Source organism: Vibrio sp. NFR, from assembly GCF_027587095.1.
GTDB lineage: Bacteria > Pseudomonadota > Gammaproteobacteria > Enterobacterales > Vibrionaceae > Vibrio > Vibrio harveyi.
Window position 1 is genome coordinate 34,909 of sequence record NZ_JAPPTN010000003.1, and the last position, 12,516, is coordinate 47,424.

13 protein-coding genes are annotated in these 12,516 nt (G+C 44.5%); 4 read left to right on the plus strand and 9 right to left on the minus strand.

What is annotated here, in order from left to right; all coding sequences use genetic code 11:
- Positions 1–159: 159 nt before the first annotated feature.
- Positions 160–420 (plus strand): 30S ribosomal protein S20, encoded by a 261-nt coding sequence (gene rpsT / locus OH463_RS06660; protein WP_005447926.1) that lies wholly within the window; start codon positions 160–162, stop codon positions 418–420.
- Between the two features lie 131 nt (positions 421–551).
- On the opposite strand, the gene OH463_RS06665 is transcribed toward rpsT, so the two are convergent.
- Positions 552–857, minus strand: coding sequence for an ArsR/SmtB family transcription factor (locus tag OH463_RS06665; RefSeq protein WP_005447923.1), 306 nt, complete (start codon positions 855–857; stop codon positions 552–554).
- A gap of 127 nt (positions 858–984) precedes the next feature.
- Positions 985–1,875, minus strand: coding sequence for a transcriptional activator NhaR (gene nhaR, locus OH463_RS06670; protein WP_005447920.1), 891 nt, complete (start codon positions 1,873–1,875; stop codon positions 985–987).
- A gap of 386 nt (positions 1,876–2,261) precedes the next feature.
- Between nhaR and OH463_RS06675 the strand changes: the two genes are divergently transcribed.
- Positions 2,262–3,407: a Na/Pi symporter gene (locus OH463_RS06675; RefSeq protein WP_026000321.1), complete on the plus strand. Its 1,146-nt coding sequence runs from the start codon at positions 2,262–2,264 to the stop codon at positions 3,405–3,407.
- A 381-nt stretch (positions 3,408–3,788) separates the two neighbouring features.
- Here the strand turns inward: OH463_RS06675 and OH463_RS06680 are convergent, their stop codons facing one another.
- The 5 genes from OH463_RS06680 to rppH are packed head-to-tail and all read right to left on the minus strand — an operon-like array spanning position 3,789 to position 9,084.
- The gene (locus tag OH463_RS06680; RefSeq protein ID WP_005434888.1) at positions 3,789–4,640 is read right to left on the minus strand and encodes a thymidylate synthase; all 852 of its coding nucleotides are present in this window, start codon (positions 4,638–4,640) and stop codon (positions 3,789–3,791) included.
- 9 nt (positions 4,641–4,649) lie between these two features.
- Positions 4,650–5,471 (minus strand): prolipoprotein diacylglyceryl transferase, encoded by an 822-nt coding sequence (gene lgt, locus OH463_RS06685; RefSeq protein ID WP_005447915.1) that lies wholly within the window; start codon positions 5,469–5,471, stop codon positions 4,650–4,652.
- Positions 5,472–5,510: 39 nt separating this feature from the next.
- On the minus strand, positions 5,511–6,302 hold the full coding sequence (locus OH463_RS06690; protein WP_005447912.1) for a sulfite exporter TauE/SafE family protein: 792 nt from the start codon (positions 6,300–6,302) through the stop codon (positions 5,511–5,513).
- A 7-nt stretch (positions 6,303–6,309) separates the two neighbouring features.
- Entirely contained in the window at positions 6,310–8,556 is a 2,247-nt protein-coding gene (gene ptsP / locus OH463_RS06695; protein WP_005447910.1) for a phosphoenolpyruvate--protein phosphotransferase, read from the minus strand.
- Positions 8,557–8,565: 9 nt separating this feature from the next.
- On the minus strand, positions 8,566–9,084 hold the full coding sequence (rppH, locus tag OH463_RS06700) for an RNA pyrophosphohydrolase (RefSeq protein ID WP_005434895.1): 519 nt from the start codon (positions 9,082–9,084) through the stop codon (positions 8,566–8,568).
- Between the two features lie 618 nt (positions 9,085–9,702).
- Here rppH and mutH point away from each other — a divergent pair.
- Positions 9,703–10,383: a DNA mismatch repair endonuclease MutH gene (gene mutH / locus OH463_RS06705; RefSeq protein WP_005447908.1), complete on the plus strand. Its 681-nt coding sequence runs from the start codon at positions 9,703–9,705 to the stop codon at positions 10,381–10,383.
- Between the two features lie 139 nt (positions 10,384–10,522).
- Here the strand turns inward: mutH and OH463_RS06710 are convergent, their stop codons facing one another.
- Positions 10,523–10,834 (minus strand): DUF6482 family protein, encoded by a 312-nt coding sequence (locus OH463_RS06710; protein ID WP_005447906.1) that lies wholly within the window; start codon positions 10,832–10,834, stop codon positions 10,523–10,525.
- Between the two features lie 154 nt (positions 10,835–10,988).
- Here OH463_RS06710 and OH463_RS06715 point away from each other — a divergent pair, with 154 nt between their 5' ends.
- On the plus strand, positions 10,989–12,023 hold the full coding sequence (locus tag OH463_RS06715; protein ID WP_005447904.1) for an NADP(H)-dependent aldo-keto reductase: 1,035 nt from the start codon (positions 10,989–10,991) through the stop codon (positions 12,021–12,023).
- Between the two features lie 142 nt (positions 12,024–12,165).
- Here the strand turns inward: OH463_RS06715 and OH463_RS06720 are convergent, their stop codons facing one another.
- Entirely contained in the window at positions 12,166–12,417 is a 252-nt protein-coding gene (locus OH463_RS06720) for a hypothetical protein (protein ID WP_005447902.1), read from the minus strand.
- Positions 12,418–12,516 lie beyond the last annotated feature (99 nt).

Below are 12,516 nucleotides of genomic sequence, written 5' to 3' on the forward strand. Positions count from 1 at the left end.
TGTTAGAATCCCCGCCATCTTAACCGCGATAACCTTTCTTACCAAAACTTGTTTTGGCTTCGATGGGTTTTTGCACAAATCATTTGACATTTAGGCGCAAATGAGGGATAGTCCTCGCCCTTAAATTGTCACAGAACTAAGTTTTTGGGAGTTAGACCCTTGGCAAATAGTAAATCTGCTAAGAAGCGCGCTATCCAAGCTGAGAAACGTCGTCAGCACAATGCTAGCCGTCGCTCAATGATGCGTACTTACATGAAGAAAACTGTTGCTGCTATCGAAGCAGGCGACAAAGAAGCTGCAACTGCTGCATTCGCTGCAGTTACACCTATCCTAGACCGTATGGCGACTAAAGGCCTTATTCACAAGAATAAAGCAGCTCGTCATAAGTCTCGTTTCACTGCACAAATCAAAGCTCTATAATAGAGAATTGATTCTACAGTGAAGAAAAAACCGGCTAACGCCGGTTTTTTTATACCTAAAATTCAGCAAAGCTCGAATTCAAGACAATAAAAAAGCTGGCACTGCCAGCTTTTCTAATTTGTGACCTGTCATCACGCGGTTGCTTCTGCACAATAAAGACCATGAAGTGTTTGAATTAGCGCTTTCACTTCATCGCTCTTCAATGTGTAGTAGACCGTTTGTGCTTCTTTTCTTGTCGCAACTAACTCATCACGACGAAGCCACGCTAAGTGTTGAGACAATGCCGACTGGCTCAACTCTAGTTTTGCGCAAAGTTCCCCGACCGAAAGCTCTTGATTATGCAGCATGCAAAGGATTTGTAGGCGTCTCTCGTTTGCCATCGCCTTGAGCAGCACGACAGCCTTGGCGGAGTTTTTCTCCATTTCTTGTAGATTCATGCGTTGGACCTCTAGCTACAACTTACTTTTCCCAACCCTGGCCAGTTTGTTGTGTGTTACAGAATTTTATAATTTCGAGTTATAATTTTATCGATAGTAATCTATTTAATTGAGCAACGGAACGTGTTCATTCAAACATTTGGCTAAAATCTGCATCACATACGTTCTTAACCGCTGGATGTTGTATCATTCGTTCCGCAAAAATGACGTAGTACTCTTCTTTTAAGTCTTCAACATGACCAATCAGTTGTAAGTTTCGGTCATCTTCAATCTCCGACATATAAACTGTTGGAGCCAAAAAGATCACATCATCGCGGTAGCGTGCAAAAGCTTTCATGAGTGCCACATCGTCAAACTCACCCAATACATCCGGTTGTAAGCCTTGGCGATCAAACCACTGCAATACTTTACGACCCATTGCCGTTCGGCTTGCCGGGATCAACAACTTTTTCTTCTCTAAGACTTCAGGAAAGCTCACTCCTGCGATTTCAGACGAAGCAAAAAAGCTCATACTACTTTCACCCAACTTCTTACTGTACAGACCCGGGCTTTGTGTCGAATCTACTGGGCAATCGGAAAGGATCATATCGAGTTTATGTTGTGACAAGCGCTCCAACAGCAACTCGTGTGTTGATTCATAACAACGTAAATGAATGCTGTTGTCTTCAGGAACTGTCGTCATCAAGACTTTGCTGACAAGACGTTTAGAAAGCGCATCGGCGACGCCGACTTCGAAAAGGATATTAGAGTGTTGGCTATAGTTAACAATATCGAGCATTTCGTAGCTCAAACCAAACATACGGTCGGCATACTTAAAAACTAACTGCCCAAGTTCTGTTGGTTCAACTGTACGTCCATTCCGTTTGGTCAACTTCCCCTTCATACGGTCTTCAAGTGCTTTAATTTGTCCGGTAACCGTTTGAGGCGTCAGGAATAACGCATCTGCTGCTTTTGTTACCGAGCCTTGTTTACACACCATCCAGAAGTAATAAAGGTGGTTGTAGTTTAAATGTGACATAGCCAATCCCTATAAAGAAGATGACACTTTTTATATCAAATGTGACACCGACAAACAATAAGTTCGACAAAACCTACATAAAGCTACAAAACATATGGTTTTACCGAAAATATAAGATTCACACTGTCATAAAACTTGAAGCCAAACGCACTTTTTTGATCTTACCCAGAAATAAACCCGCCGATCTATAAGCAATAAATACCCTTAATAATCAACACCTTAATTTGATGTGAAATTTTCTTCACGGATAACTATCAAAAAGAATAATAAAAATCCTCTATAGAAACCTAACTGTAATATTACTGAAATATTTCATCTCTAACATCGCCCTCAGTTTCAACAACAGACCAAATAAACGAACTGAAAGGTCCACGGAGAAAATTATGATGAACCAAGCTACTTCTACAGCAGCACCAATCTCGAGCACGACTCGCTGGTTACGCTGGGCTAACTTGGCATTCATGTTGTATCTGCTTCTTCTAGCAGTATCTATGGTTGGTAGCGGCTTCAAATGGGCGACTGGCGATCAAGCTAAAGTACTCTTTGAATTTGCGTCTCACCCAGTCGCAGGTCTAATGATCGGTTTGGTGGCTACGGCACTGATCCAATCTTCCAGTACCGTAACTTCTATTATTGTAGGTTTGGTTGCAGGTGGTCTACCTGTAGAAACCGCTATCCCTATGGTAATGGGTGCGAACATCGGTACAACCGTAACAAATACACTGGTTTCGCTTGGTCACGTTCGTTGTAAAGACGAATTCAAACGTGCATTCGCAAGCGCAACAATCCACGATTTCTTCAACTTACTTGCAGTACTGATCTTCCTACCACTGGAAATGATGTTCGGCATCCTAGAGAAAATCTCTCACTGGTTGGTGTCACCATTACTAAACACAGGTGATATGAGTATGAAAGGCTTTGATTTCATCAAGCCAATCACGAAACCAGTAGTAAGTGCAATCAAAGAGCCACTAGCAACATTTGGCGACACTATGGGTGGCGTAGCGCTAATCGCTCTAGGTATCGGTACTATCTTCGTAGCTATCACTGTTATGGGTAAGCTAATGAAGAGCCTAATGGTTGGTCGTGCACGTGACATCCTTAAGAACGCAATCGGTCGTGGTCCTATCCACGGTATCGTATCGGGCTCAGTAGTAACTGTTCTTGTTCAGTCTTCTTCTACGACAACAAGTCTAATGGTTCCACTTGTAGGCTCAGGTGTTCTAAAAGTACGTGACATCTACCCGTTCACTCTTGGTGCAAACATTGGTACATGTATCACGGCTCTACTAGCAGCAACAGCGGTATCTGGCGAGTTCGCAGTATTCGCACTACAAATTGCACTAGTACACCTAACGTTCAACATTCTGGCGACACTGTTCATCTTCGGTATCCCGTTCCTACGTGAGATTCCAGTGAAATGTGCAGAAGTGATTTCAGAAATGGCGATTAAGAACAAAGCAGTTGTAGCAGGTTACCTACTAGCAGTATTCATCGTGCTACCAGGTTCTATCCTTGCTCTGACAGCATAATAATAAGATTACCATCGCTTATTTAGGCTCCACTTCGGTGGAGCCTTTTTTCGTTTTGGGGAAGCAAGAAGCGCTCTCATTTCTTAATCACGCAGTAAACTATGGTAAAAGAGATTCCCGACGACGCTCCTTCGTCGCTTTCGGGAATGACACCGTTTGATTTCAGAGTGATTGAACGTCATCCTCAAGAGCGAGGCACGAGCGAGTTGGGGATCATTTATTCCCTCTCGTATCTCGAAACGTAAGCTTTCCTTACGACGAAGTCCGCTCCCGGCTCTCGAAGCGCAGCATTCTATAGGGTGAAGCCCGTTCCCTTCTTTCCCTGCCCTTCAGGCGTAAAAAAGCCGCCATGCAGGCGGCTTAGAAAACTCAACATACTCGTTAAACTGAGAACGGGTACTGAATTGGATCGTGATGCTCGTAACCTTCTACCCAGAAGTCATCTAGGGTTACCCATGTTTCTAAATCTTCTAGCGATTTAATTTCTGGGTTGATGTGGAAAGTTGCGGCTTTTAGTGGCTCACGTTTCAACTGAATGTCACGCATTGGTGCAAGCTGATCTTCGTAGATGTGTGCGTTAACAATCTTGTGGTATGCCTGACCAGGTTTCTTGCCCGTGATTTGCGCCATGATTGCCAAGAACACATACACTTGAACCATATTGAAATTCAGACCTAGCGGGACATCACAAGAGCGTTGCGTGCTGTTTAAGTAGAGCGTGTCACCTAACAGTGAGAAGTGGTGGCTGTACATACATGGACGCAAACAACCCATGTGGAATTCACCCGGGTTGTAGAAGTTTAGGATTTCACCACGGTCATCAACACCACGCGTTAAATCATCCACAATCTTACGCAGTTGGTCGATATGACCGCCATCTGGCTTCGCCCATGAACGACCTTGAACGCCATATACACGTCCCATGTCATCTTCACCTTTGCGGAACGGGTTGTTTAGCCATGCTTCATTTAGGTTTGCGTTCGCATCCCACGTTTTCGTACCTAGCTTACGGAAATCTTCTGCGTTGTCGTAGCCACGAATGTAGCCAAGTAGCTCAGCAACTGCCGCTTTCCAAAAGCTCTTACGTGTCGTAACTAATGGGAATTGGTTGTTGGCAACATCGTAGGTCAAGTCTGCGTTGATCACCGTTAGGCAGCGTTTGCCTGTGCGCTCGTTTTCAACCCAAGTGCCTTGGTCAACGATACGCTGACACAAATCTAAATACTGTTTCACACCAATTCCTTACTTCGTTTCTGCTTGGACTTTGTCTTGGTAAAGACCACGTTTGTACGCCCAAACCATCATAAGAACACCCAGAATGATCATCGGTGACGATAGGATTTGTCCCATCGAAATGTAACCACCAAATAGACCAAGCTGTGCATCCGGTTCGCGAACAAACTCAACTAGGAAACGGAATGTACCATATCCAGCTAAAAATAGCCCTGATACCGCACCTAAAGGACGAGGCTTTTTGATGAACCAGTTGAGAATGAAGAACAGCACAATGCCCTCTAGGAACATCTCATAAAGCTGAGATGGGTGACGAGGCAGTGGGCCACCATTCGGGAAGATGATCGCCCATGGCACATCTGTTACGCGTCCCCAAAGTTCACTGTTCATGAAGTTACCCATACGCCCCATGCCAAGACCAAACGGCACGAGCGGAGCCACAAAGTCAGCCACACCGAAGAAAGTTCGACCATTCTTATGTGCGTACCAGAACATTGCCGTGATAACACCTAACAAACCGCCGTGGAATGACATGCCGCCAGTCCAAACTTTAAATAGGTATAGGGGGTCTGCTAAGAACAAATCAAAGTTGTAGAAGATAACGTAGCCAACTCGACCACCAATCACTACCCCAAGGAAACCAGCGAACAACAAGTCTGAAACTTGTTCACGCGTCCAACCACTACCCGGTTTATCTGCGCGACGATTTGCCAACCATAGTGCGAACATAAAGCCGACTAGGTACATCAAACCGTACCAACGAACAGAAACAGGACCAATAGAGACTAAAACCGGATCAATATTGGGAAATTCTAAGTATCCCTGAGACATAACTCATTCTCTTCTTATTACTAATAAAACAGGTGGACTTTACAGCAGCATGGTCGCTGCAACAAACATCAAGAACACAGCAAAGATCTTTTTTAAGACTGCCGTAGGAAGGTTGGTTGCCATTTTAGCGCCGACTTTCGTCGTGAGCATCGACGTCATCGCTATCGCCGCTAAAGCTGGTAGGTAAACATAGCCAATACTGTAGTCAGGTAACCCCTCAACTTTGTAGCCATGCAAGATAAATCCAATCATGCCTGAAATCGCAATGACACAACCGCATACCGATGAGGAGCCAACCGCTTTGCGCATTTCAATGCCATGCTTGTTTAAGAAAGGCACCGACAGAGAACCACCGCCAATACCAGCAAGACTAGAGACTACACCAATTCCCGTTCCGTACATCATAGTGACCGGACTACTCGGCATTGGCTTCTCACTTTTCGTCTTGATGGAGCGAAACATTTGTATTGCTAAGCACAGCACAATCACACCGAAGACTTTCGGTAGGTAATGAGTCGGGATCCATTCCGCGATATTAGCCCCAACAAAACCACCGATAACCACGCCAGGCATCAACCATTTGACGACAAACATATCGACATTTCCAAGCTTCAGGTGGTTCAGTGCAGAAGAACCTGACGTGACAATGATACTCGCCAATGACGTTGCTAATGCCATATGCATGCTCATTTCAGGAGAGATACCAGCAAGAGGAAGAAGGTATAGTAACGCAGGTACGACAATCAGCCCGCCTCCGATACCAAGAAGCCCCGCCATCACGCCTACAAAAGCGCCTAGCGCGAGCAATAATATAAATAAAGAGATGGTCACTGTTACCCTACTTCTTACCTGCACGAATAAAGCCGGCAAAGCCTTGCTGGATAAAGAAATCATGCATCATTTGATGGATTTCTTGCCCGTAAGAGCATGACATGGCTTTCTCGACGAGTTTTTCTAGTTCTTTTTGTTGGCTATGACGAATCAAATACTTCACCTTAGCCACGTTCGAGGTGTTCATACTCAAACTGTTGTAGCCTAAGCCCAACAGGAGCAGCGCACCAAATGGATCACCTGCTAGCTCACCACAAATACACACAGGTACTTGATACTGGAGGCAAACATCGTGAATTTGTTTTAACGCTAACAACACCGCCGGATGCATGGATTCATAGACATCCGCAACACGGGAATTGTTCCGATCAACTGCCAACAAATATTGCGTTAAGTCGTTTGTACCCACCGAAACAAAGTCAACACGATGAGCAATGGCCGGTAACAAGTACACCATTGATGGGACTTCTATCATCACCCCAACCTTTGGTGCTTGAATTCGCTCATCCAGCAACACGACTTCACTGTACGCTTGATTGATAAGCGTAATCGCGTCATCGAGCTCTTTTATTCCCGAAACCATAGGAAGCAAAATACTTAAGTTGCCGCTTTCAGCACTCGCCCTTAGCATCGCTCTCAGTTGGATCAAAAAGATATCCGGATGATCCAAAGTAAAACGAATACCGCGCCAGCCCAAGAACGGATTATCTTCATCAATCGGCAGATACGGCAATGGCTTATCACCACCAATGTCCAAGGTACGCATCACAACGCGCTGATTCGGATAACTATTAAGAATTGCTTGGTACTGATGATACTGCTCATCTTCAGAGGGAAAGTGATGCTGAAGTAAAAAAGCGATTTCTGTTCGATACAGACCAACGCCATCGACACCTGAGTTGATCGCGATATTGCTATCGGCACTCAACCCCGCGTTAAGCATCACTTCAATGTGGCAATCGTCTTTTGTAATGGCTGGCAGTGCCAAGTCTTTGTTCACCATGGCGAACAGTTCAGACTCTTCACTCACAAGGCTACGATACTCGCGTAGAAGCTGCCTGTTAGGTTCTAAATAGATCTCACCAGTGTAACCATCCACAATCCCCTTCTTGCCATTCACGACACTGGTGTTAATGTTCGCGCCCATGATGGCAGGTACACCCAATGCCCTTGAAAGAATCGCCGCGTGAGAGTTCGCTGCACCTTCCAATGACACGACCGCTAAAAGGTGTTGTTTTGGAATCGACGCTAATAACGTGGCCGTTAGTTCATTGGCAACCAAGATCACCGGACGATCGATCGAGGCATGTTCTTGCTCGCTATTGTGCAAGAAATAGAGCAGGCGTTGTCCTAGTTCACGAATATCTTGCGCACGTTCACGCAGGTACACATCCGACATACGTGCAAAGCGGTTCGAATAGGTCTCAACAACTTGTCGCAACGCCCAATCTGCTCGGTCGCCTTTCTCGATCTGCTTCTTCAGATCACCACGCAACATTGGATCGTTAAGTAAGTGGGTAAAAAGGTCGAAGATCGCCAAGGCATCTTTATTGATTTCGCTGTCGAACTTTTTCCGCATACGGCGAAAGTCACTCAATGCCCTTTCTACTGCAACCGCTAGAAGTTCATGCTCACGCTCTTTATCTAACGCTGACGCAGGAAACACATCATTTAAGTTTGGTTGTGTATTATCAAACCAGAACTCACCAATCGCTACCCCAGTTGAAGCCGGTAGGCCTTTGATCACCGTAGGTTTGGAAGCAAGTTGCCAATGACCGAGGTTTTGCGCATGGGCAATGAGCACCGCAAGCTGTGCCGATAGGGTAACAAGGAAAGACTCTTCCATCTCACTGAACAAACGCGGTGTTTTCTGCTGGATAACCAACACGCCAAGTACTTGTTTGCGATGAATGATTGGCGTACCAAGGAAGGAGTGGTAAACCTGCTCGCCTAATTGGGGGAAGAATTTGAAATCAGGGTGAGTGGAAGCTTCTGCTAAGTTAAGTGGCTCTGCACTGCGCTTCACCAAACCAACCAAGCCTTCATTGAAGTTGATATGGATGCTATCGCCTTCAAAAATAAGGCCTTGAGTTGCCATTAACTCAAGGCGCTGCATTTCTTCGTTAGCAAGATAGATAGTACAACATTCAGTGCATAGGGCGGCACAAGTCTCTTTTACCAATATATCGAGTGCCAGATGCACATCATCGACTCTGGAGACTTTCTCAACTATTTCCCTTAGCTGACTGAGCATGTTAACCCTCTATCTACGTTGCTTTTTTCTTTTCCCTTTCGTCTTACGCTCTCGAAAAGGCATGGCTAAAGATGCAAACTCTTTCATTGCTCGACGGTATACGTCACGCTTGAAAGAAACAACTTGCCTAACTGGATACCAGTAGCTTACCCAGCGCCAACCATCAAATTCAGGGGATTTCCCGCGCTGCATATTGATGCGAGACTCATCGCACTCTAATCGCAGCAGAAACCATTTCTGTTTTTGGCCGATACAAACAGGCTTGGAGTCCCAACGCACCAATCGCTTTGGTAGCTTATATCTTAACCAATGACGACTTGTAGCGATGATCTTAACGTCTTTTTTCGTCAGACCGACTTCTTCATATAACTCCCTGAACATGGCTTGTTCAGGTGTTTCACCTTCGTCAATCCCACCTTGTGGAAATTGCCATGAGTGTTGCCCGTATCGTTTAGCCCAGAAGACCTGACCATGGTTATTACATATCACAATACCAACATTGAGTCGGTAACCATCGCCATCTATCACTGGCTAACCTCTATGAATAATTTTTTATTACCGTGATTTTTCCACATATCCCCATTACTAGCAAACTTACTGATGTGATATGAGCAAGATTTATTACCTTTCGCCCCGTTTTGGATATCTTTTGAACAGACATTATTTTATCAACACAAGTTTGAGACATAGCCCACATTTATTCACCTTTTCTGTGAATAACTTTGTGAAGAAAACGCTATCAACAAAGAATTTTGTTCAAAACCATTATTGTCGACATTTATAAAGGCTCAACCAAAAATATATAACTAAATGATTAAAAAGGAATAAAAAGCAATATTGATGATTTATTGATCTTATTTGCCTTGATGATCTTTTCATCAAACACAGATCGGTCAAAGATCGCACAATCGGTTATTTATCCACATTCGACAGGTAGGACTTCATGGCATCTCAATAAAAGCAAGTCTCAATCGCTACCTAAACCCCTGTTTATTCATCCAGCTCAGCTAGAGATCCTATTGGTCACTTCCTAATCTGTGGATAAGTTATGAATTGATCATTCTTAATCCAGCTCGATGAAATCTTAGACAGAGGATTTTATTCAAATTTGTTAGACTAGATGTTTTCCAATACCACCTTGTCATTATGAAACCAGAACCACAATCCGAAGCTGAACTGATGGAACGCGCGCACGACATTGCTGGCTTAAGCTTTGCTGAGCTTGCCGAAGAGGCTGGTATGACCGTTCCAGAGAACTTGAAACGCGACAAAGGTTGGGTTGGTCAATTGCTTGAATGGCATTTGGGTGCGCCTTCGGGTAGTAAGCCGCAACAAGATTTCGCTAAACTTGGGATCGAACTAAAAAGCATTCCGATCAGTTATTCTGGTAAGCCATTAGAAACCACTTTTGTCTCTGTAGCACCATTGACTGGTGTACAAGGCTTAACATGGGAAACCAGTCACGTACGCAACAAACTTTCCCGCGTACTTTGGGTTCCCGTGGAAGGCGAGCGCGAAATTCCTTTAGCAGAGCGACGAGTTGGCAGTCCATTGATTTGGTCACCAGACCAGGAAGAGGAGCTAGTCCTAAAAAACGATTGGGAAGAGCTGATGGAAATGATCGTGTTAGGTAAGTTTGATCAAATTTCCGCCAGACACGGAGAGGCACTGCACTTACGACCGAAAGCTGCAAACGCAAAAGCTTTAACAGAAGCATACAGTTCAAATGGTAAACCGATCAAAACCCTGCCTCGCGGATTCTACCTCAGAACACAGTTTACTGAGCAGATCCTACTGAAGCACTATATCAACGCTCAATCCGAGTAACTAGGTTCTGTTGGTCTTTTGCGGTTCATTTCTACAGCGTTATCGGCTTCTCACGTAGGCTAGCTACGCTTCAAAGCCTTTGTCTTGTAGAAATTTCCCACAAAGTGCGGCAAAAATCAGCTCAAAAGATCAACAGCCCCTAATGCGTTACCAGTGACAATTCAATATCACAATATGAGGCTGCGCCATCGCTACCAAATTCATCGTACGCGTTGTGTAGTCTTAAATAAGCTTTATCAATCCCCAACCTAAGCAGTTCTTCTTTCACCAAGTCTAACGATCCAAAGTGAATCGGATCTTCGCCATCTTTGATCGGCTCAAGTTGGTGTTTGTACTCCACTGCTAATAGATAGTCAGAGACATCAGAACAACCTATCACAAAGACCTTCGGTGTTTTGTAGGAGTCTTTGTGGTGGCCATGCAACCACATGTCGAGTTGATGCTTCTGCATAATGCACCTCCTTCACAAGATCTTTTAAGTCTAGTTACCGTATTGATAACTTTCGAGTTAACTACAAAGCGAAAGTTAAATCATTTGCGACAGCGACTAAAAATCCCCTATATTGGAATGACTTATTCAGTCGGTAATTCTTCAAGGACGTGAAATGCAATATACAAAACTACCGCACTCATCACTTGAGATCAGTAAGATCTGCCTTGGCACTATGACGTTTGGTGAGCAAAACACCGAACAAGAAGCGTTTCAACAACTCGACTTCGCCCTCGACCGTGGCGTGAACTTTATTGATACTGCAGAGATGTATCCCGTTCCACCAAAAGCAGAAACACAAGGACTCACTGAGCAATATATTGGAAATTGGTTAGCGAAAAGTGGCAAGCGCGAAAAAGTGGTATTGGCAACGAAAGTCGCTGGTCCACGCAACGTGCCTTATATTCGAGAGAACATGAGTCTGAATCGTCGCCATATTCATACCGCTATCGATGACAGTCTCAAGCGTCTACAAACCGATTATGTCGATCTATACCAATTGCACTGGCCACAACGCCAAACCAACTGCTTTGGTCAACTCAACTACCCTTACCCAGATAAGCAAGAAGAAGTCACACTGATCGAAACACTTGAAGCACTGACCGAACTAGTTAAAGCAGGCAAGGTACGTTACATAGGTGTATCGAACGAAACCCCATGGGGTGTGATGTCACTGCTGCGTTTAGCAGAAAAACACGATCTGCCTAGAATAGTTTCAATCCAAAACCCATATAACTTGTTGAACCGCAGCTTTGAAGTTGGTTTGTCTGAAATCAGCCATTATGAAGGTGTTCAGCTACTTGCTTACTCACCTCTAGCCTTTGGTTGTTTAAGCGGTAAATACCTCAACGATGCGAAGCCAGAAGGTGCCCGATGCACTATTTGGGAACGCTTTGCTCGTTACTTCACTCCACAAGGCGTGAAAGCAACAGAAGCATACGTCAATCTAGCTCGTGACCATGGTTTGGATCCTTCGCAAATGGCACTTGCCTTCGTCAATCAGCGACCATTTGTGGGTTCTAATATCATTGGCGCTACTAACCTAGAACAACTTAAATCCAATATCGACAGTATCGATGTTCACCTCAGTGAAGCATTACTCAATGACATCCAAGCGATTGGCACCACTTACTCAAACCCTTGTCCGTAAGACTTCATGTTGACGTGACCAACACACTAAAGTAACGGACACTAAAAACAAAACAGGCTGACCATAGTGGTCAGCCTAGTTTGTTTCTATCAAGCCCAAATTGAACCAAGTGCATTAAGGAAAGTTCAATTTGGGCTTTTGATTACGTCAGTATTCGCGAAGTTAAAACTCGGCGAAGATGGCGAACTCGACGATCAACTTTTACGGCGTCTGGGACGCTAGTTCGAGTTGAGCGGCCGTCTTTATCTAAGCCAATATCTTTTAGCAAGTGTTCGTTAGTCCATGGAATATCATGTGAGCTACGACGAACCATACGTTGCCATTGTTTTTCTTCACGTTTTAGATCTGCTTTCAATAGCACAGTTGCTAGTTTCAGATAGATAGAGTGACGCATAACTTATTCTCCAAATTGCGATAAAGGATCGACTGGGAAAAATAGTGCGTAATTGGACAGAAAAATTCTGTTGAGACTAAGCCGCTACTTTTCCGCAGC

What these genes read in the sequence shown, in the direction of transcription:
- lgt (WP_005447915.1), bottom strand. Translation starts at nt 5,471, where the DNA reads ATGTCTCAGGGATACTTAGAATTTCCCAATATTGATCCGGTTTTAGTC.
- OH463_RS06715 (WP_005447904.1), top strand. Translation starts at nt 10,989, where the DNA reads ATGCAATATACAAAACTACCGCACTCATCACTTGAGATCAGTAAGATC.
- ptsP (WP_005447910.1), bottom strand. Translation starts at nt 8,556, where the DNA reads ATGCTCAGTCAGCTAAGGGAAATAGTTGAGAAAGTCTCCAGAGTCGAT.
- nhaR (WP_005447920.1), bottom strand. Translation starts at nt 1,875, where the DNA reads ATGTCACATTTAAACTACAACCACCTTTATTACTTCTGGATGGTGTGT.
- OH463_RS06665 (WP_005447923.1), bottom strand. Translation starts at nt 857, where the DNA reads ATGAATCTACAAGAAATGGAGAAAAACTCCGCCAAGGCTGTCGTGCTG.
- OH463_RS06675 (WP_026000321.1), top strand. Translation starts at nt 2,262, where the DNA reads ATGAACCAAGCTACTTCTACAGCAGCACCAATCTCGAGCACGACTCGC.
- OH463_RS06710 (WP_005447906.1), bottom strand. Translation starts at nt 10,834, where the DNA reads ATGCAGAAGCATCAACTCGACATGTGGTTGCATGGCCACCACAAAGAC.
- mutH (WP_005447908.1), top strand. Translation starts at nt 9,703, where the DNA reads ATGAAACCAGAACCACAATCCGAAGCTGAACTGATGGAACGCGCGCAC.
- OH463_RS06720 (WP_005447902.1), bottom strand. Translation starts at nt 12,417, where the DNA reads ATGCGTCACTCTATCTATCTGAAACTAGCAACTGTGCTATTGAAAGCA.